Origin of the sequence: Anoxybacillus kestanbolensis (genome assembly GCF_001996285.1) — a bacterium.
Taxonomy (GTDB): domain Bacteria; phylum Bacillota; class Bacilli; order Bacillales; family Anoxybacillaceae; genus Anoxybacillus; species Anoxybacillus kestanbolensis_A.
In genome coordinates, this window is sequence record NZ_MQAD01000037.1 from 8,546 (window position 1) to 29,437 (window position 20,892).

19 protein-coding genes and 1 pseudogene are annotated in these 20,892 nt (G+C 40.5%); 8 read left to right on the top strand and 12 right to left on the bottom strand.

Features of this window, described 5'->3' with window-relative positions:
- Nucleotides 1–170: 170 nt before the first annotated feature.
- Nucleotides 171–599 carry a DUF4395 domain-containing protein gene (locus BO219_RS13755; protein WP_077429953.1) on the bottom strand — a complete coding sequence of 143 codons (429 nt, stop codon included), beginning with the start codon at nucleotides 597–599 and terminating at the stop codon, nucleotides 171–173.
- A gap of 392 nt (nucleotides 600–991) precedes the next feature.
- Here BO219_RS13755 and hxlA point away from each other — a divergent pair, with 392 nt between their 5' ends.
- The gene (hxlA, locus tag BO219_RS13760; RefSeq protein ID WP_077429954.1) at nucleotides 992–1,627 is read left to right on the top strand and encodes a 3-hexulose-6-phosphate synthase; all 636 of its coding nucleotides are present in this window, start codon (nucleotides 992–994) and stop codon (nucleotides 1,625–1,627) included.
- 4 nt (nucleotides 1,628–1,631) lie between these two features.
- Nucleotides 1,632–2,189: a 6-phospho-3-hexuloisomerase gene (hxlB, locus tag BO219_RS13765; RefSeq protein WP_077429955.1), complete on the top strand. Its 558-nt coding sequence runs from the start codon at nucleotides 1,632–1,634 to the stop codon at nucleotides 2,187–2,189.
- A 325-nt stretch (nucleotides 2,190–2,514) separates the two neighbouring features.
- Here hxlB and BO219_RS13770 read toward each other — a convergent pair whose 3' ends face one another.
- The 5 genes from BO219_RS13770 to hxlR form a co-directional block, all read right to left on the bottom strand.
- On the bottom strand, nucleotides 2,515–3,066 hold the full coding sequence (locus tag BO219_RS13770) for a DJ-1/PfpI family protein (protein ID WP_077429956.1): 552 nt from the start codon (nucleotides 3,064–3,066) through the stop codon (nucleotides 2,515–2,517).
- A gap of 144 nt (nucleotides 3,067–3,210) precedes the next feature.
- On the bottom strand, nucleotides 3,211–3,882 hold the full coding sequence (locus tag BO219_RS13775) for a GNAT family acetyltransferase (protein WP_075039720.1): 672 nt from the start codon (nucleotides 3,880–3,882) through the stop codon (nucleotides 3,211–3,213).
- Nucleotides 3,883–3,887: 5 nt separating this feature from the next.
- The gene (locus BO219_RS13780) at nucleotides 3,888–4,574 is read right to left on the bottom strand and encodes a GNAT family N-acetyltransferase (protein WP_042536110.1); all 687 of its coding nucleotides are present in this window, start codon (nucleotides 4,572–4,574) and stop codon (nucleotides 3,888–3,890) included.
- A gap of 33 nt (nucleotides 4,575–4,607) precedes the next feature.
- Nucleotides 4,608–5,465 (bottom strand): carbon-nitrogen hydrolase family protein, encoded by an 858-nt coding sequence (locus BO219_RS13785; RefSeq protein WP_077429957.1) that lies wholly within the window; start codon nucleotides 5,463–5,465, stop codon nucleotides 4,608–4,610.
- Between the two features lie 346 nt (nucleotides 5,466–5,811).
- Nucleotides 5,812–6,177 (bottom strand): transcriptional activator HxlR, encoded by a 366-nt coding sequence (gene hxlR / locus BO219_RS13790; protein ID WP_021095848.1) that lies wholly within the window; start codon nucleotides 6,175–6,177, stop codon nucleotides 5,812–5,814.
- Nucleotides 6,178–6,318: 141 nt separating this feature from the next.
- Between hxlR and BO219_RS13795 the strand changes: the two genes are divergently transcribed.
- From BO219_RS13795 to BO219_RS13810, 4 genes are all read left to right on the top strand, one after another.
- On the top strand, nucleotides 6,319–7,485 hold the full coding sequence (locus tag BO219_RS13795; RefSeq protein ID WP_077429958.1) for an iron-containing alcohol dehydrogenase: 1,167 nt from the start codon (nucleotides 6,319–6,321) through the stop codon (nucleotides 7,483–7,485).
- Nucleotides 7,486–7,616: 131 nt separating this feature from the next.
- On the top strand, nucleotides 7,617–9,074 hold the full coding sequence (gene zwf, locus BO219_RS13800) for a glucose-6-phosphate dehydrogenase (protein WP_077429959.1): 1,458 nt from the start codon (nucleotides 7,617–7,619) through the stop codon (nucleotides 9,072–9,074).
- Nucleotides 9,075–9,214: 140 nt separating this feature from the next.
- Nucleotides 9,215–10,117, top strand: coding sequence for a phosphogluconate dehydrogenase (NAD(+)-dependent, decarboxylating) (gene gnd, locus BO219_RS13805; RefSeq protein WP_077429960.1), 903 nt, complete (start codon nucleotides 9,215–9,217; stop codon nucleotides 10,115–10,117).
- Nucleotides 10,118–10,382: 265 nt separating this feature from the next.
- Nucleotides 10,383–10,787 (top strand): (deoxy)nucleoside triphosphate pyrophosphohydrolase, encoded by a 405-nt coding sequence (locus BO219_RS13810; RefSeq protein WP_077429961.1) that lies wholly within the window; start codon nucleotides 10,383–10,385, stop codon nucleotides 10,785–10,787.
- Here the strand turns inward: BO219_RS13810 and BO219_RS13815 are convergent.
- Nucleotides 10,764–13,902, bottom strand: a pseudogene (locus BO219_RS13815) (DUF3427 domain-containing protein). The gene BO219_RS13810 and the pseudogene BO219_RS13815 sit on opposite strands and share 24 nt — an antisense overlap.
- A gap of 267 nt (nucleotides 13,903–14,169) precedes the next feature.
- Here BO219_RS13815 and BO219_RS13820 point away from each other — a divergent pair.
- Complete coding sequence (locus BO219_RS13820; RefSeq protein ID WP_198936702.1) at nucleotides 14,170–15,615, top strand: protein adenylyltransferase SelO; 1,446 nt, start codon at nucleotides 14,170–14,172, stop codon at nucleotides 15,613–15,615.
- A gap of 486 nt (nucleotides 15,616–16,101) precedes the next feature.
- Nucleotides 16,102–16,803: a FixH family protein gene (locus tag BO219_RS13825; RefSeq protein WP_226373844.1), complete on the top strand. Its 702-nt coding sequence runs from the start codon at nucleotides 16,102–16,104 to the stop codon at nucleotides 16,801–16,803.
- A gap of 24 nt (nucleotides 16,804–16,827) precedes the next feature.
- Here the strand turns inward: BO219_RS13825 and adhP are convergent, their stop codons facing one another.
- From adhP to BO219_RS13850, 5 genes are all read right to left on the bottom strand, one after another.
- Nucleotides 16,828–17,841, bottom strand: a complete 1,014-nt coding sequence (gene adhP, locus BO219_RS13830; RefSeq protein WP_077429963.1) for an alcohol dehydrogenase AdhP — start codon at nucleotides 17,839–17,841, stop codon at nucleotides 16,828–16,830.
- 327 nt (nucleotides 17,842–18,168) lie between these two features.
- Nucleotides 18,169–18,357: a YfhD family protein gene (locus BO219_RS13835; protein WP_004888896.1), complete on the bottom strand. Its 189-nt coding sequence runs from the start codon at nucleotides 18,355–18,357 to the stop codon at nucleotides 18,169–18,171.
- 74 nt (nucleotides 18,358–18,431) lie between these two features.
- Entirely contained in the window at nucleotides 18,432–18,560 is a 129-nt protein-coding gene (locus BO219_RS13840) for a YfhE family protein (RefSeq protein ID WP_077429964.1), read from the bottom strand.
- 93 nt (nucleotides 18,561–18,653) lie between these two features.
- Nucleotides 18,654–19,211, bottom strand: coding sequence for a GNAT family N-acetyltransferase (locus BO219_RS13845; protein WP_077429965.1), 558 nt, complete (start codon nucleotides 19,209–19,211; stop codon nucleotides 18,654–18,656).
- Nucleotides 19,212–19,443: 232 nt separating this feature from the next.
- Nucleotides 19,444–20,571 (bottom strand): amidohydrolase, encoded by a 1,128-nt coding sequence (locus tag BO219_RS13850; protein ID WP_077429966.1) that lies wholly within the window; start codon nucleotides 20,569–20,571, stop codon nucleotides 19,444–19,446.
- Nucleotides 20,572–20,892 lie beyond the last annotated feature (321 nt).

A 20,892-nucleotide genomic window follows, 5' to 3' on the forward strand; every position in this document is an offset into this window, starting at 1 on the left:
ATGGAACAAAATGGTTGTAAAACGACTGTCTTACAACCATTTTGTCAACAGTCTGAAGTGACCCCTGTCAAGTAGACAGGGTCACTTCACTCATAAAGTGTCTATTTAATACACAGCTGTGGGGTATGACACTTTACTGGAATCAGGTCAGCCCCTATTTTTGTACGACACTAATGATTAGAGGCTTTTTTATAGCGGTATTGTTGCCATTGATAACGAATAAAACACCCGATACAAAATCCGAGGATAGCGACAAATGCTGCTAACGCGACCATCGCTGTGAAGATATAGGCAACGACCATCCAGTCAGCTAAGTAACTTATTAAGCCGACAGAAAGGCAGATGACAGCAATGACTTGATTAAACTGCTGCTGCTCGGCGTCTTCTGGGACATACTCAGAAGGATGCTTCTTTAAAAACAACTTTGCCAACCGCATAACAGGATTAAAATCAAAGAATAATCCAAGCAATCCAGCAGCTAATGGAAAAGCAAGCAACCATTCTTGTCCTGACAGCCATGTTGCAACAACACTAACCACAATAAACCATTGATTGGCTCTTACAAGCGGACGGGGGATTGAACGGTTCGTTTCTTTCATTGTTTATTCCCACCTTTCTTATATGATTATATGAATTTTACTACTGTTTTGTCATTTTGTGAAGTCAATGAACATCTTTGAAAAAATGAGGATTTATTGCAAAATGGCAAAAGAAAGATTAGTGCGGTTGAAGAGGAAAGGAAGGAATTTCATGTTTCGACATATGCATCGGTCAGATGTTGTTAGGCACATTTTGAAAAAGGAAGACAGGTGTTCCGAGAATGAAATGATCATATCCAATAGTATACTTTTTAACACTATGTAAAAATAAAGTGCGTACTTTCTAAAGAAAATCATACATAGTATACTGATTGCTGTACAAGTGGTAAGCAGGTAAAAGATATGTTCGCTTGTGCAACAAACAATCAATTTTTATTAGGGGGGAAGAATTCATGCAACTACAATTAGCATTGGATCTTGTAAATATTCCTGAAGCAAAAGAACTTGTGAAAGAAGTTGAGGAGTATGTGGATATTGTAGAAATCGGTACTCCTGTTATTATTAATGAAGGCCTGAGAGCTGTTAAGGAAATTAAAGAAGCATTTCCTCATTTAACCGTTTTAGCCGACTTAAAAATCATGGATGCGGCTGCATATGAAGTCATGAAAGCATCCGAAGCTGGCGCGGACATTATCACGATCCTTGGAGTGGCTGAAGATATGTCAATCAAGGGGGCCGTTGAAGAAGCTAGAAAACAAGGAAAAAAAATCTTGGTTGACATGATCGGTGTTAAAAATTTAGAAGAACGCGCTAAAGAAGTGGATGAGTTTGGTGTAGACTATATTTGTGTACACACAGGATACGATCTTCAAGCAGTCGGAAAAGATTCTCTTGAAGAACTTCACACAATTAAGCGTGTTGTGAAAAATGCGAAAACAGCCATCGCCGGCGGCATTAAATTAGACACGCTGCCAGAAGTCATTAAAGCAAAACCGGATCTTATCGTTGTCGGCGGCGGTATTACCGGCCAAAAAGATAAACGAGCTGCAGCTGCTGAAATGAAAAAAATGATCCAACAAGGTGAATGAAATTATGCAGACTACACAATATTTAGCGGAAATCATAAAAGAGTTAAATCGCACAGTCGATTTAATCGCTGATGAAGAAGCTGAAAAATTGGTAAAAGGGATTCTTGAGGCAAAGAAAATTTTTGTAGCTGGTGCAGGCAGATCTGGATTTATGTCCAAATCTTTTGCGATGCGAATGATGCATATGGGTTTAGACGCCTATGTAGTAGGAGAAACGATAACCCCTAACCTGGAACAAGATGACATTTTAATCATCGGCTCCGGTTCAGGAGAAACGAAAACGTTAGTTTCCATGGCTGAGAAAGCTAAACGCTTAGGCGCGACAGTAGCGCTTGTTACGATTTTCCCTGAATCAACCATCGGACAATTAGCTGATATTACTGTTAAATTACCTGGTTCACCGAAAGACCAATCAGACAGCGGATATAAAACGATCCAGCCAATGGGTTCACTATTTGAGCAAACTCTCTTATTATTCTATGATGCGATCATATTGAGATGCATGGAGAAAAAAGGATTGGACTCCAATACGATGTTTAAAAGACATGCCAATCTTGAATAGTGTAAGGAGTCCTAATCATCATTTTAAGTCCTAGCCAAAATTTTAAACTAATTCAAGTAATTGATCAAACTGAATTTTCACCTCAATAAACAAAGAACAAAAAGGCCGCAAAGCGTTTCTTAAAGGAAGCGTTTTGCGGTCTTTTCATTAGAGTCGTGCGAAGTATGAGATGTCTTACCTTTTCATGAAAATGCGCCTTCGTGTTAGATTGAGAAGTAAAAACTGCTCATAAATATTTTGTGTCTATATGATCATCGACAATCAGTGCAACATGTCGTTTAAATCAAAAAGGCGTCCCCATAGGAGAACGCCTTAACAAACGATTTTATTTGTTTAATAACTTAATAAATTCACGCATAAACGCTGGTAAATCCGGCCATGCATGAGCAGATACGAAATTGTTATCAACATGAGTTGGCTCAGATACATAGTTGGCGCCAATTGCTTCTACACCTGGCTTGCAGGCAATATATGCAGTCATGCTGCGCCCTTTCATAATATCAGGAAGGGTTTCTAATACAAGTGAAGCATGGCAAATCGCCGCAACTGGTTTGTTCGCTTCAAAGAAATGGCGTACAATTTTTGGCAAGTTTTCATCGAGGCGGATGTATTCTGGCGCACGTCCTCCCGGAATAATGAGCGCATCGTACTGTGTTGGATCGATTTCTGCAAACGATGCATGTGCATCAATGAGATAGCCTGGCTTTTCTACAAAAGTATCCCAATCAGCGAAATCGTGGACAACTGTATGCAGTTTCTTTTTCTTCGGAGCAGCGATTGTAACATCAAAATCTTCCTCTAACAAACGGTAATACGGATAATAAATCTCCAAAGCTTCCACCGCATCTCCTGTAACAATTAACACTTTTTTGCTCATATGAACAACCTCCTTCATTACTATGATATATTTATAGAAAGAATTTTAACAAACAAAGTGTACTGTCACTATTTGAATTGATAAAGGATTTTTTAGTTTTTTGAATTTGGACTTTTGAAATTAAATGAATACGATGTTAGTACATTAAATGCTTAAAAGAGGTACCGTATTTTTTGTTTCAAGATTTTCAACCATTTCATACCAAGCCTTTGGCTTGTTTGATAAGACAGAATAATATCGTTTCAAAAACTTCACAACAAGCTCCGCTGGAAGTTCATTTACGTTATCATCCATCGGAAGGAAACAAAGGTCGAGTCCAGTTACAGCCTCTCCATCGTTGTTCCAAGACGGATGAACATAAGGGAAATCAAGACGCTTATAACCAAGATGAGACAATACTTCACGGCGGACATATGGATCCATCGGCTTAATTCCGCCAAATTCATAATGTTCCACCCGATAAGGATCATAAATTTCCGCAAACATGCCAAATAACTGCTTTCCGTTTGCTGCGGCCCAAGCGTTCAAATCTTCTAGCCTCTTTTGCGCTAAAAATCGGCCGATGCCAAGTCCTGGTTGGCCAATGATCGTGAAGTCTGTCATTGCGACATTTAAATCTTCATAATAGCGGTACTCTGTCGCACCTACGACATTCCCTTCATGAACAGCAACACACACACGAATTCCCGGATCTTCAAGAGGCTCTTTCCAAAGATCGAATGCTAATACTTCTTCAGGAGGAAATACCTCTTGCATCAATTCGTGCATTTTTTTAAACAAAGGGTCTTCAATACTCGTAATTCTCCGATATTCCATGTTCATCATTCTCCTTGTTCAGATTTTGTTGTATAAAAAGGATTTTTCCATTCCATCAACGCCGCGTAGTTACAAGACTCTTCATCCTCTAAATAGTTAGCAACCACTTGAACAGGGGTACGGCCACAGCGAAGCAGGAAAGTAATAACAGGGTCCTTTAATTCTCCTTTGACGACTGCTTCGAGGTATTGTTCTGCCGTCATCTCATCAGCTTTTTTATGATAGCCGGGCATTCTTCCTCCGCCTAACAGACGTTCTAATCCCAATTGAACGACGACTTCATACATGGATAACATTAGCCATTTTCCTAATCCTAATTTGCGATAAGCAGGACGCACGCCAATATCGACTACATAGAGCGTATTTCCATTTGGATTATGGTTGCGAATATATCCATTATCGGTAATTTCTTCCCATGTATGATCCGGATGATTCGGATCAAAGTCAACAATCAATCCTGTCATCGATCCAGCAATTTCGCCATCGACCTCTACACATAAGGCTCCTTCTGGAAAGAGAGTAACATGGTTTTTCAGCTGTTCCGTGTTCCACCATAATTCAGATGGGAATGGCGGTGGGAAACTTTCTTGCTGGATGCGGATTAAGCCGGGAAAGTCCTTTTCTTCATAATTTCGAATGACCGCAGGAACAGGCCGATCTTGGTCAAAGACGTAAAATTCTTTTCGATACATTTTTCTCCCTCCTTTAAGAGCGTTAGTCTTACCTTATTTCCAGTCCGGATAGAGATCGGTGCGACGATCGCGCCATGTAGTGACGGAACCGCTTTCGCGAACTTGATATAACAGTTCTAAATCGAGATCAGCGGTTACAATCATATCATGATTGATTTCCCCTTCGACTAAGATGCCGCGCGGAGGGAATGGAATATCGTTCGGTGTAATCACCGCTGCTTGCCCAAAATTCGCCCGCATAAAGTCAACCGTCGGAAGGGAACCTACTGTACCAGTCGTGACAACATAGACTTGATTTTCGATGGCTCTTGCATGGCTTGTGTAACGGACACGATGGAATCCGTGACGATCATCCGTGCAAGAAGGACAGAAAATAACATCAGCACCTCTCGCTTTAGCCATGCGAACAATTTCTGGAAACTCAATGTCATAGCACGTCAACATGGCAATCGTTCCTTTTTCAGTCTCAAACACTTGCAGGCCATCGCCAGGCGACATGTTCCATTCCTTTACTTCCGTAGGAGTAATGTGGAGCTTTGCCTGTTCTGCGACTCTTCCATCTGGATAGAACAAATGAGCCACATTGTATAATCGGTCACCTTTACGGATGACATGTGTTCCTCCAATAATATGCATCTTTGTCTTCTTTGCTAAATCTATAAATAAAGACCGATATTGTTCAGTAAAATCAGGAAGCTCTTGAATCGTCAAAGGCTGTCCTTGTTCATTGCCAATGGACATGAGCTGAGTAGTAAAAAATTCTGGGAATAAAACAAAATCTGCATCAAATTCTTGAGCTGTTTTAATATAATGCTCCACTTGATTAGCAAATTCTTCAAAAGAATTTATCGTATGGAGATGATATTGAACGGCTGAAACTCTTAGTTTCATAAGCCTCCTCCTTTCTTGTCATCAGTCTTAAAAAATTTTACCCCATTCATGTTATTAATATCCATGATATTGATATTATTAAGCACATCATTCGCTTTAACAAGTACACACTTTCATGTAACATAGTGTAAAAAAGTATACTAAAAGGGAATATAAAGAATTAAGTGAGGAGAGTCATCAATGTATATACGTAAAAAACGGGCAGCAGACCATTTATAAAGATGCTGCCCGTTTTTTGATGACTATATGCCTCTACAAGGTTTAGCGCTCCAATAAAAACATAACGATATTGAAATAAAGGAAGATGAGAAGGCCGTTTTCGAGCTTTCAAAGGAGAGAGCGTTTTTTATTTGGTGGACTCATTGATTTTTACTTGGCCCTTCACGACCGTCTCCATATAATTTTTACCCCACTCATACATAGCATCGAGAATTGGCATTAGACTTTTTCCATGTTCAGTCAGTGAATATTCTACTTTTGGAGGAACTACTGGATAGACTTTGCGTTCAACAATAAGGTCTGCTTCCAGTTCTCGCAGCTGGTTAACAAGCATTCGTTGGGTGATCCCCGGCATGAGAGCCTTTAGCTCGCCAAACCGCTTCGTCCCACCTTTTCCTAGATGCCATAAAATAAGCATTTTCCATTTACCGCCAATAACAGCAAGTGTCAATTCTTTTTCACAGTTATACATTTTGCCACAAACATGTCCCATTTATTCCACCTCCATTCTCTATTATAAACCAATAGTATACTTTTTATCACTACATGATAATAAAGTGCGTACTTCTAAAATAGGATTATACGGATTATACTAGCGTCTGTAAAACAAAACGTAAGCATAGGAGGGGACAACATGAATCGTTTTACTATTCCGCGCGATATTTATTTCGGAGAGAATGCTCTCGATGTCTTGAAAACGTTGGAAGGATCAAAAGCTGTTCTCGTCATTGGTGGTAGCTCCGTCAAGAAAAATGGGAATCTTGATGAAATTCAACAACTTCTTTCAGAAGCCAATATAGAAACAACCGTAATCGAGGGGATTACGACGGAACCGACGACCCAAATGGTCAAAAAAGGCGTACGTGTTCTTAATGATTTTCAGCCTGACTGGGTAATTGGAATTGGCGGCGGATCGGTAATGGATGCGGCGAAAGCGATGTGGCTGTTCTATGAGCATCCGGAATTGACATTCGAAGAAGCGACTCGTCCATTTAGCTTGCCGCGATTGCGTACAAAAGCAAAATTCGTGGGAATTCCAACTACAAGCGGAAGCGCATCTGAAATCTCCAATTTATCAGTGATTACCGATGCGGAAACAGGTGTCAAATATCCGCTGGCTGATTTCGAATTGACGCCAGATATGGCCATTATCGATCCGGTTATGGTTCAATCCATGCCGAAGCATGTGATAGCTTACAGCGGAATGGACGCGATTACACACAGCATTGAAGCATATGTAGCCAAGCCTCGTACCATTTTCACGGATTCGCTGGCGATTGAAGCAGCTGGAGTACTTAAAGAAAATCTTCTTGCTTCTTACCAGGGAGATCGAAAAGCTCGTGAGCAAGTCCATTATGCTCAGGCGATGGCCGGAATGGCATTTGCTAATGCCGTACTAGGAAACGTGCACAGTCTTTCGCATAAAAGCGGTCCAACGTTTAACATTCCACACGGATGTGCCAATGCGATTTATTTACCATATGTGATTCAATTTAACCGCACAGTAGTCGAGGACCGTTATGCTGCCATTGCCAAACGACTTGGCCTGAAGGGTGAAAACAATAAAGAATTGGTGGATTCACTCATTGCTTGGATTCGTGACTTGAATCGCGAGATGAACATTCCAAATACGCTTCAAGAATATGGGGTATCCGAGGAGATGTTCCATGCACACGTGGATGAAATGGCAGCCAATGCCGTGCAAGATCCATGCACAAGCACGAATCCGCGTGAAACATCGGTAGAAGAAATGAAAAAATTATACATCGCAGCGTTTTATGGTCTGGATGTTAACTTCTAATCGGCACGTACCATCAAAATTTCTTATCAAAGATAAAAAGATCGGATTCCATTTGAATCTGATCTTTTTATCTCACTGTATTCAAAAATTTTCGGTTTAGAAAATGTTTCGAAAGGATGGGGGAATGAAAATTGGATTCTATGACCTTTGTCTTGTTTGGAGCAACAGGGGATTTAGCGAAAAGAAAAATTTTTCCTGCATTATATCATTTATTTCTCGATCAAAAAATGCCTCATTCGTTTTCCATTATTGGTTTAGGTAGAAGAGAATGGTCGGATGATGACTTTCAAACACATGTGGCACATTCATTAAAAACATTTTCTACACGTTTCATCAATGACCGTTCCAAAATGGAAGAATTTCTCCGTGCATTTCGTTATACTTCTTTAGATGTAACGGATATGGAAGGGTATAAAAAGATATTGGAAATTGTTCAGCAACGTGAAAAAGAGTTGAATATTCCTGAAAACCGCATGTTTTATTTATCTGTTGCGCCAGAGTTTTTTGATGTAATTACGTCGAACATTAAGGAAAGTGGATTAGGCTCCACAAAAGGTTGGAAACGTCTGATTATCGAAAAGCCGTTTGGGCACGATTTGAGATCCGCTCAAGATTTAAATAAAAAGTTAAGTCAAGCTTTTGAAGAAGAGGAAATTTATCGAGTGGACCATTACCTTGGAAAGCCGATGGTCCAAAATCTTGAAGCCTTAAAATTTGCCAACCCTTTGTTTCAATCGTTATGGAACAATCAGTATATAGCGAATGTACAAATTACGGCTAGTGAAACGGTTGGGGTAGAAGAGAGAGCGGGGTATTATGACCAGGCAGGGGCCATTCGCGATATGTTCCAAAATCATATGTTGCAATTGTTGATGATGACAGCCATGCACCTGCCAAAACGGATCAGCGCAAAAGACATCCGCGACGAAAAAAGAAAAATCATCGAATCTCTTCGCCCATTACAAAAAGAAGAAGTAGGTTTACATGTCGTTCGCGGCCAATATGGTCCTGGAGAAATCTTTGGTAAACCAGTTGTTGGATATAAAGAAGAGCCTGGAATTGCTGCTTCTTCAACAACAGATACATTTGTTGCGGCTCGCTTGTGGATTGATGATGAGTTTTGGAGTGGGGTGCCATTTTATCTCCGTACGGGGAAAAGAATGAAGGAAAAATCTACTCGTATTGTGATTGAGTTTAAAAATCCATTAAAGGAATGGTACTTGCAAAAAAATGAGGAAACGGCTCCTAATCTTTTAGTGATTGAAATCAGTCCGAATGAGGGTGTTACGTTGCAATTAAATAGTAAAAATATATTAAACAATGGAAAAATCGAGCCTATTCATATGCATTTTTCAACTAATGAGAAAAATGTACCTGAAGCCTATGAAGTGTTAATTTTTGATGCTTTGCGAGGCGATTCGACTTTCTTTGCTCATTGGAAAGAAGTTGAACTCTCTTGGAAGTGGGTACAGCCTGTTTTAGAGGCATTTGAGGGAAATCTCCTTCCCCTTCATTCGTATCGTTCAGGTTCAATGGGGCCAGAGGCTTCTCATCGGTTACTGGAAGAGGACGGATTCAATTGGTGGTAGTTGCGAATGATCTTGTCGAACTTCATTCTCATCATTAGAAAATATCATTTCTAAATGGAACTATAGATTAGCTGTGCATATATACGTATAAAATGTGAATAATGTCGAAAGGTTAAATCAGTTCGAGGAGGGCAATGAACATGAAAGTCGGGTTAATCGGTTTAGGGAAAATGGGATTAAACTTAGGTAAAAATCTCATTGACCATAAACATGAAGTAGTGGCGTTCGATGTAAATGCAAATGCGGTTGAAGAAATAAAAAAATACGGCGCTAAAGGTGTATCAAGCTTAGAGGAACTCGTTTTATCATTAGAAAATCCAAGAATTGTTTGGCTCATGGTTCCGCACAATGTTGTTGATTCGGTTATTCGTGAGATTATCCCATTTTTAAGCAAAGGAGACATTGTAATTGATGGTGGAAATTCTCATTATAAGGAATCGATTCGTCGTTACAACCAGTTAAAAGAAGCTGGGATTCGTTTTATGGATGCCGGGACTTCTGGCGGGGTGGAAGGTGCTCGGAACGGAGCATGCTACATGGTTGGAGGAGATCCTGAAGCTTGGAGCATTGTCGAGCCTCTTTTCCGGGATACGGCTGTAGAAAATGGGTATTTATATGCAGGAAAAGCAGGCAGCGGCCACTTTTTAAAAATGGTTCACAATGGGATTGAATACGGGATGATGGCTGCCATTGGTGAAGGATTTGAAATATTAGAGAAAAGCGAATTCGATTATGACTATGAAAAAGTAGCAAGAGTATGGAATAACGGTTCGGTTATTCGTTCATGGCTTATGGAATTAACAGAACGCGCCTTTTCTAAAGATGCAAAATTAGAGGAAATCAAAGGAATTATGCATTCTTCCGGTGAAGGAAAATGGACAGTCGAAACGGCTTTAGATTTACAAACAGCCACTCCTGTCATCGCTATGTCCTTATTGATGCGTTATCGTTCATTAGAAACAGATACATTTACAGGTAAAGTAGTAGCAGCTTTACGCAACGAATTTGGCGGACATGCTGTAGAAAAAAATGAGAAAAAATAAATTGGTATTATGTCAAGAAAATAGACACGTAAAATCGAGAAAAACTTTAAAACCCTACTACCGCACTTCGTTTGGTGGCCTCTTGAGAAGGAGAACGGTTTGGTAAACCCTTCCCCTCCTCAAGAGGAAAGATGCCCCTTATATCGTGACTTTGTGGAGAGAAGAGTTCACTGCTTTTTGCCTTGCTGGACGAGCATAGAAAAAAGGACAACTTTTTTGTAGAATGAAAGTATTCACAAAAAATGAAGATAGAGGGGAAACGTTAATGAAAAAAACGGTTCGTGTCGTAGGGGCAGTGATATTTGATGATCAAAATCGTGTGTTGTGTGCACTTCGGTCGCATACGATGTCACTCCCTAACCTTTGGGAATTTCCGGGTGGGAAAGTTGAAAAAGGGGAGAAGGAGGAAGAAACATTAGTCAGGGAAATTCATGAGGAATTAGGATGTACGATTGAAGTACATGGAAAAATTGAAGAAGTGCATTACGAATATCCTCAAGTTATTGTCCATTTACTGACATATAAAGCGACAATTATTGAGGGAGAACCGCAAGCGAAAGAACATGCTGAATTAAGATGGGTGCCGCTTCGAGATTTAAAATCTCTTGAATGGGCACCCGCTGATATTCCGACTGTAGATGCTTTATTAGCGAATCAAGTCAATATATAAATCTTCCGGCACGGGATGATGTAGTCGCCATGTGATACTCATCGGCTTATCTCCATAGCTCGACACATAATCGACTTCACCGAGATAAGTAAACGGCAATGTCATTCCGTGCATTTCTTCAAACTTTCGAACAAATAGATGAATATGGATTCCAAGTTCTTTATGATGAATAAAATTTTGTCCGACAGAAGAATGATGAGACGTTTGATTTTGGCTTTGCCAATGAAAATGCTTTTGGTCAAGAAAATAATCTTTGTAATGTAAATGTTCTTTCACTCTTTCTGATTTATTTAAATTAACGAACAGTAAATAATGGTTTCTAACTTTACTTACTCCTTCTCGCCACGATCCTTCTTTTACTCCTGCTTCAAATAAGAAAATTAAATCATTTCTCGTATAGTTTTGATAAAGAGTAAGCTTTTCTCCTTTAGCTAAAAATCGTTCAGGACGATACGTTCTCCTAAATTCAATGAGTCCGTAGTCGATACGATCTTTGATGTAATTGAAAAACTGTGTATCTTCAGTTAAAGCAAGAATGTCATCATTCAAGATGAATTGCTGGCCATTTCGTTGTCCAAACGACCATTTTTGTTTTTTATATGGCAATGATAGGCGATCCATCGATTGTATAATCATCTGTTCATGTTTTTCTAACGGCACATCTACGGCAAACTTTTTGGCAAGTTGTTTTACGACATCTTCACAAGATACGACTTTTTGTAAAAAAGCTAGCTGCAAAATGACAAAATCGTACGGCCATTTGATCGGGAGTTGGTTTTCTAGTCGTTCAACGCACTCACACATCAATGGGTAGTGTAAAATCATTTGGTCAAGCTCGTTTATATCATTCATTTTTTCTTTTGTTTTGACCCATGAACGATACTTATATATGAAAAACGTTAAGCTTGGCGATTGTTCGTAATATAAAAAATCTAATATTTCTGGTGAGCGCCCAAGCTCATTTTTAAACTGTTGATATAGCATTTTTAACATATCCGTTGAATTCATTTTAATAGAGTCAATACGGTCTAAAATTTCCCTTTGTGTTACTGGATCTAGATCAACGTATGCGCCGCCTGGTAGATCGGCAAATTCGTGTGTAATTGCAACACGGAGGGAATCTTTATCAAACGCTTTGTCGTTCAGTTGCCCAGCGAGAGCGAGCGGAATCATAAACGATTTTTGGTAATTTCCTACAAAATCCAAAATCGTCACAAACTCTTTTCCTTTTACTTTTCTTAGTCCTCTTCCTAATTGTTGAATAAATACAGTCGATGATTCGGTAGGTCTTAAAAATAATAAAAGATTTAAACTTGGAATATCAATTCCTTCGTTAAAAATGTTAACAGTAAAGATGAATTCAAGTGGATCGTCTGGATTTTCTAGTCTCTTTATAATCTGTTCACGATATTCCACGCTATGTTCACCAGTTAAGTATGTTGTGCAATATCCGCGTTTATTAAATTGTTCGCTCATATATTTTGCATGATCGATATTTACACAAAAAGCGAGCCCGACGATACGATCGCCGTCATAACTATACGTACGAATCATTTCAATAATAAAATCTGTTCGTTCGTTTGTTTTTAAAGCTTTCACAAGCAGCGCTTCATCAAACATACCGTTTTTTAATGGAATTTGACTATAGTCTACCGTACGATCTGAAATACCAAAGTAGTGAAATGGTGCGAGCAACTGTGCGTCTAGAGCCTCTCTTAAACGTATTTCATATACAACGTTATGGTCACAAATTGCTAAAACGTCTCTGCCATCCATTCTTTCCGGTGTTGCTGTTAAACCAAGCAAAAATTTCGGCTGGAAATAACGAATCACTTTTTGATACGTAGGTGCTTCGGCATGATGAAATTCATCGATAATGATATAGTCAAATTCATGTTGCTCAAAATGTTGCAACGTTTCGTCTTTAGAGAGTGATTGAACGGTACTAAATAAATACGGTTTATCGAATTGTTTCACTGTCCCTGTAATTTTCCCAAATAGACGGTCATTTCCTATCACATGTTTAAATGTTTCAATTGCCTTATCTAACAATTCTTCACGATGAGCGATAAATAAAAGCTTTTTTGGATCATATGCTTTGACGTCAAAAGCGGCTAAATACGTTTTTCCAGTTCCAGTAGCAGCGATAATGACGCCTTTTGTGTTACCACTTTTTCTTGTATGTTCAAGGTTTTTTAATGCTTTTTTTTTGCATATCGTTCGGCTTCACACTTGATGTAACGATATATTCTCCTTTCGGCTCAGCAGCTAAAGGTTCGCTTTCTTTTCTTATTGTTTGTTGTTCGTATTTTTGGATAAATGCATGATCAAGAGAAATCGCATCTGTATGATTCCATATTTTCTCAAAAATTTGCTTTGTATGCTCATAAATTGGTAAAAAGCTTGTATCGGGTAGCTTTACATTTAGCTCATGTCCGTTAATGAGGGCTGAGTGCGAAATATTTGACGAGCCTATGATTACTGTATTTAATCCTGAACGTCGATGGAACATGTATGCTTTCGTATGAAAAGAATGTTGTTGCGTATCGATTATTTTTACTTGTACGTTCGAAAATTGCATGAGTTTTTTGAGTGCTTTTGGTTCTGTAATGCTTAGATAGGTCGATGTGATGATGCGTACAGGAATACGTTCTTTTTCAAGCATAAGTAGTGGACGAATCAATAATTGCAACCCTGACATTCGGATAAAGCTAACCATAAAATCGACAGAATCAGCTGTCAGCATTTCATATTTTAATGTTTTAAAAAAGTTTTTCATTGTATGTTTATCGTTATATAGTAAATGTAATCTAGATAGGAAAAAGTCCTCTATAATTGGTATTTCTCGTTGTCCGTACGTGTATGTAATCATAGAGAGTGGCAAGGAAAAAGAATCTTCGTTATTTGATACTAAAGTAGAAATGTGTTTCGTTAGTTGAATAATTTCATCAAAACGGTTCTCTTCTGCCAAACTTTTTAACTTATGAGCGAGCTGTTTAGCGGAATGAAGAACGAGAACTTCAATGTAATCTTTCGGTGATAGACGTTGTATGACACTTGTATCAGGATATTGTTTAGCAAGAAGTTGCAATTCTTCGAAAAAGCTTTTTTCCATCAATAAAAACCACCTAACGCATTTTTTATAAAATTTTACCATGATTTGTGTGGCATTTCTATCGTTATATCGAGATGACGTGATTGAAGTGAAACATTCAATATTCTTTTTTTCTTCGCATGTTGTATCGTGTTTCATCTTCAATTTTTCACTATCGAATTAAACGAACAAAATTGACGTCATGCATTCCCAAACAGCACGATGAAAGAAAATAGGATATACTAATACATACAACCATCATTCGAATATTTCATGCGGGGAGGAAATATGTTGAACGCCAACTGGAACTTTGATAATAGCTATGCTCGTTTACCTGAGCGATTTTTTACGAGGATGCGTCCAACGCCTGTTCGTGATCCGAAGCTTGTTGTGCTCAATCGTTCGCTTGCGGAGGAGCTTGGATTAAATAGAGAGGCTTTGGCGAGTGAAGAAGGAGTGGCGGTGTTTGCGGGAAATCGTGTGCCGGACGGGGCGGAGCCTTTGGCGCAGGCGTATGCCGGACATCAGTTTGGATATTTTAATATGCTTGGCGATGGGCGTGCCATTTTGCTTGGGGAACATGTGACGCCAAGTGGAGAACGGGTGGATATTCAGCTAAAAGGTTCAGGGCGGACACCGTATTCGCGTGGTGGGGATGGTCGAGCGGCGCTTGGACCGATGCTTCGTGAGTATATCATTAGTGAGGCAATGCATGCGCTCGGTATTCCGACGACGAGAAGTTTAGCGGTCGTGACGACAGGGGAAGTTGTGATGCGAGAGACGGAACTTCCGGGAGCGATTTTGACGCGCGTGGCTGCGAGCCATGTACGTGTCGGGACGTTTCAATATGCGGCGCGTTTTTTATCTAAAGAGGAATTGCAAGCGTTAGCCGACTATGCGATCAAGCGACATTATCCGAACGGGGAACATGCGTCCAACCGCTATGTTTTTTTACTTGAAGAAGTGATGAAAAAGCAGGCGGCACTTGTGGCGAAATGGCAATTGGTCGGGTTTATTCATGGGGTGATGAACACCGATAATATGACGATTAGCGGAGAGACGATTGATTACGGACCGTGTGCGTTTATGGACGTATACGATCTGAAGACGGTGTTTAGTTCGATTGATACTCAAGGGCGGTATGCGTACGGAAATCAGCCATATATCGCTGGATGGAACATCGCCCGTTTTGCAGAAAGTGTACTACCGCTTTTACATGACGAAGAGGAAAAAGCAATCGAGATTGCGCAAAAAGTCATTGAACAATTTCCAGCATTGTATGAAACGTATTGGTTACAAGGAATGCGCGCGAAGCTCGGGCTTTGGACGGAAGAGGCGAAAGATAAAAAGCTGATTGGAGAGCTTCTTCATTTGATGTACACGCATCGCCTCGATTATACGAATACGTTTCGGGCGTTGACATTAGAGGAATGGCATTTTTGCGAACAAGAACTTCGCGACTGGTATACACGTTGGCAACAAAGAATCGCCCGTCAAGGCGTAACAAAAGATGAAGTGTATGAACGAATGCGGCAAAACAACCCGGCGATCATTCCGCGCAACTATCGGGTCGAAGAAGCGCTGACGGCGGCGGTTGAACGCGGGGATTATACGGTCATGGAGCAGTTGCTTCATGCGTTGCAACATCCGTATGCATACACGAAAGAACAAGAACAATATGCTATACCTCCTGAGCCGTCTGACCGACCGTATCGGACGTTTTGTGGGACGTAAATAAGGGGAACGGTGCTTTGTAATAAATACTAAGAATGGAGAGAAATAAAGTCAACTACCCCCACTTAGCTAACGCTTGAAGCGAGGGCTTGCAACTCCCCAGAAGTGCGAGCGGACTTTGTCCTCCTTCCTTGACTTGGGGTTGCATCAAGGGGCAGGTTGACAACTGCCCAACGATGCAGGTCATGCCTACATCGTTACCGATTCTCTCAGTTTGTCTGTTGGCAGTACTTGGCTTCCACACACAACAGACGGACATACGCTCGATGTTTTACGGTTACAACGTTTCCTGTAACCAACTCCATACATCGAGTAGCAGTTATTGGAGTGCCTTTATTTAACGGTTTTCTCCACGCCTTTATTATCTCATACACAAAAGAAAGGGGGAACGCGCATTCCTCTCCCACTTACTCTCTTTGGTCGTTGAAGTGGGAGTCTCCTGCGCGAAATAGGATGAAAAAACTAGCATGGGTAGTCCTTTTGATTATGTTTACTGTTTATGGATGTACGTCACAAGGTAATACGCAACAACAAGAAAAAGAACAGCTTGCACAACTAGAAGTCGTTTTTCAAACAACGCCCCAAACCATTTATGTTGATGAACCAGCCACACTTCAAGTGACAGTTACAGATGGGAAGAAGCCGATTGAACAGGCGAGTGATGTCCAGTTTGAAATAAGACGAAAAGGAGAAGAGCACGACGAGATGATTCCAGCTCGTCATCAAGGAAACGGTGTATACGTCGTTGAAAAAACATTTGGGGCGGATGGTGTATATGTAGTGACGTACCATGTGACAGCGAATCATTTGCACCGTATGGAAAAAAATGAAGTTCGTGTTGAGCAAAAACAAGGAGCGACAACGAAAACACCAACGCAATCTAATGATGCACATACACACCATCATGTACATATGACACTTTCACCAAAAGAAGCAAAACAAAATGAACGAACGATGTTTCAAGTACAAATGCTATCGGATGGAAAACCTTTAACAGATGCACAAGTAACAATGGAGTATTGGAGAGGAGGAGACAAGAAGCATACATATGTCACAATGAATGAAAAGGGAAACGGGATGTATGTTTCGGAAGTTTTATTCGCATTTTCGGGAACGTATCAGTTTCGTGTGCACGTAATTAAGGAAGAGCTTCATGATCATCAAGTGTTTTCCGTTGAAGTAAAATAAGAAGGCGCCGAGTGACGCCTTCTTTTAATCTACTTTTAACACGACGCGACCGTTAATTTGTCCTTTTAACATGCGGTCGAACACGTCGTTAATGTTTTCAAGCGGTTGTACTTCGACAATCGTTTTTACTTTTCCTTCTGCTGCAAATTGAAGTGCCTCTTGTAAGTCTTTGCGCGTACCAACGATGGAACCGATAATTTTTACTCCATTTAAAACGGTATCGAAAATTGGAATAGGTATTTCTTCAGGTGGCAATCCGACAAGTACGCAAGCACCACCGCGACGAATGGATTTGTAGGCGGATTCAAACGCAGCTTTTGAAACAGCTGTGACGACAGTCGCATGCACACCGCCCACTTTTTCTTTTATCCATTGTGCTGCATCATCATGTTTCGGATTGACGACAAGATCTGCACCAAGTTGTTTAGCAAGCTCAAGTTTTTCATCACCTAAATCGACAGCCACGACGTTTAATCCCATCGCTTTTGCATATTGAACAGCGACGTGTCCAAGCCCGCCGATACCGTAAATCGCTACCCATTCACCTGGTTTTGTACCTGTTACTTTTAAAGCTTTATATGTTGTTACGCCAGCGCAAAAGATTGGAGCAGCTTCTTCAAATGATAAGTTATCAGGAATTTTCACGACATAATCAGCTGCAGCACGACAATATTCAGCGTAACCACCGTCAACCGAATATCCAGCGTTTTGTTGATGCTCACACAATGTTTCTTGTCCGCTTAAGCAATAGTCACAATGACCGCAGGCGGAATAAAGCCAAGGGATACCGACGCGATCTCCAACTTTTAAATGCGTCACTCCAGGGCCGACTTCTTCGATGACACCGACGCCTTCATGTCCAGGAATGAGTGGTAGTTTTGGTTTTACAGGCCAGTCGCCATGTGCGGCATGCAAGTCTGTATGGCATACCCCGCACGCTTTAATGCGCACTAATACTTCCCCGTATGAGATCTTAGGTTTTTCCACTTCTTTCACTTGTAACGGCTCTTTAAATTGTTCCACAACTGCAGCTTTCATGATTATAATCCTCCTTCTAGGCAAAAAAGGACTTTTTGGTCTGTACATATGTAATGTAGCATGCATTTAACTTGTGAAAAATATCGCAAATAAAATGTTCAAAAAAATGAAAAATATTTTTGGATAAAAAGTTAAAAATTTTGTTTGGGCGTTGACATCATATAAAGTTTCCGTTTTAGTCATATAGTGAAGAAATCATGTCCGCAGCTACATCGTTAGCTGAAATGGCCGAGAAATTAAGAAGTGAAGTGGCGAAGTTTAGAGTGTAGTACGAGTTACGAGGTTAGGAAAGAAGGTGTCCCGACATTCGGACACCTTCTTCGTCTCTTAAGATTTTCTCTTTTTACTTTGGCGAATGCCAGCCGCTTCGGCGCGAGCTTGTGCCTCTAAGTCTTCATGATCGGCAAATTCGGCAGAAAACTCGACATCATAACCGTCTGATTTCATCGTCTTTGGCACTTGTGGCATCGTTGACTTGTTTTTGTCTCTGGCTTTTTGACCGCGTGAACGCCCCATATGTGTCGCCTCCTTTTCATTCATGTCGCTACTAGCATGTGACGAATAGCGAAAAAAATGAATGGAGAATGTTGTTAATGGCGTGCGTGCTTGGCGGTGAATCCTCCAGCTTGATCGGCACGCTTAAAGTCGCGGGCATAGGTCACTTCTTGTGCTCTAGAGAGCGTACTTTTTGTTTTATCGCGTTTCTTTTTGTCAGACATATGTATCCCTCGCTTTTTTCAAATGTAGCGTTAACATTATGAACAGAAAAATAAAAAATTATCCAAATAAAAAACCTGTTCGTACAGAACAGGTTACGCTTCTTTTAATTGTTGTTCATCGTCAAGTTTTTGTTGGCGCATCGCATATAGTGTATAGTTATCCTTTGAAATTTCATATAAGTTATATATGTCTTCACCTTGATTAATTTCTTCCCATAACCGTTTTCTCGTTTCATTAGCAAGGGTGACATAAGGAAGTTTTTCAGCAGCTTTTGTGGAGCGGACGTTAACTTTGCGAATGCGCATGAAGATCGTGTTGATGGAACGTTCATAAAACAGTTCGTTAAAGAAGGCGTCTTTGGCGAGTTGGTTATATCCTTTGCCGTGATACGGTTTTCCGAGCCATGTGCCTAAAAAGCCTGCGCCATCTTCAATATCGAATAAGTTAATCGTTCCAATCGGATTGCCCCACTCATCTAAAATGGTGCGTGAGATTAGTTCCCCGCGTTCTTCCGCTTCAATTGTTTGCTTTGTGATGAACAAAAATTCTTCATATGAATATGCTTTATGGCGCACGAAAGGGAAGACGTCTGGGTGCACCATAAGCTCGTATAACGCTTGACAATCTTGCAGTTCGCGTTTTTTAAGCATCGTATCTCCCTCCATTCACGAGGGCAGTCGACCATAGGGAACGAGCCACCCTCGAAATTTTTTAATTTATGCAAATCAAAAAATTTCGGGGTGGGAATCGAACCCACTAGAACCAGCGCACTGCTGGTGGCGCACCATTTGCCTTCCCTTACTGTCGCATACATATATAGTTTTTTGTATATAACCTTTTATATCATACTTGAAATGATGTGAAAAATAAATAGTTTTTTTATTAATTTTTCTTGTATATTATTTCCCCGTTTATCATGGTGAATATAGGAGTTGCGAGATAGTGAAACGGATGGTGATTCCAAACGACAATGTCAGCATCTTTTCCGGTTTCAAGACTTCCGACACGATCGTCCACCCCTAAATTACGTGCCGGCAAAATGGTAATGCCTTCGAGCGCTTTTTGTTCATCGAGCCCTTCGCGAACAGCAATCGCAGCGCAAATAGGTAAGTATTGAATAGGTGTGTATGGATGATCTGTTGTGATAGAGACGTGAACGCCTACGTCGGATAAAATTTTATATGTTTTCCAACTTTTGTTTTTCAATTCTACTTTCGATCGACGTGTTAGTGTTGGTCCGACCGAAACTTGTAAATCTCGTCCTTGTAGTTCTTCAGCAATGAGATGCCCTGCGGTACAATGTTCGATGCGTAAGTCAAGCCCGAATTCATCTGCAAAACGGATGGCGGATAAAATGTCATCGGCGCGATGGGCGTGAACACGGATCGGAATGTCACGATTTAACGCTTGAATAATGGGGATGGTGCGAAAATCGTGCGGCCAAGCGCTATACCTCGCGTTGTAAAACGTTTCGCGAAGCATTCCCATAATGCCCATGCGCGTGAGCGATTCTTTATTCCCTTGACTATGCATGCGTTTCGGATTTTCACCGAGGGCAATTTTTAAACCGGCTGGTTGTTTGATGATCATGTTTGCGGCGTTTTTTCCATGCGTTTTAATGACTGCCGTCGTTCCACCGATGACATTTGCGCTTCCGGGCATAATATGAACCGTTGTAATCCCATGTTCGATTGCATCGCGAAAACCGGGATCGAGTGGATATACGCTATCAATGGCACGTACATGTGGGGTCATCGTTTCAATCGTTTCGTTTGCGTCGTTGCCCGCCCATCCCGTTCCTTCGTCATATAAACCAAGGTGTGTATGAACGTCGATAAAACCTGGAAAGACGTATTTTCCTGAGACATCGATTACTTCGGTTTGCTCATCAGCGAGAAGATTATAGCCGATTTCTGCAATTTTTCCGTTTTCAATACGTACATCCGCTCCTTTCATGGGAGGAGATGTAATTGGATATACTGTACCATATTTTAATAGTTTACTTCGCATGTCAATCCGTTACAGAAAACTTACAAGACTTTAAAAAAGTCTATGTTTCCTTCCTTGTTCATCGCGCCCGATTTTGCCGAAGCTACTCTCGTTTCTTTGGCGCTCCGAAGTCAAGTTTCTTGATGTTTTCCGTTTTTCTGTAACGGTATTCACCTCCCTCTGTTTCAACTTTATTCTTTTCATACTTCCGCAATAGTCCTCGCCTTTTGCTTATGATTGGGCAGAAGCATGACTTTGTACGTGCGAATCATCTTCTCCCAGCCCCTTTTTGACTTTTTTCACATAAAATGATCATCAGATTTTTATAAATATTTATACATT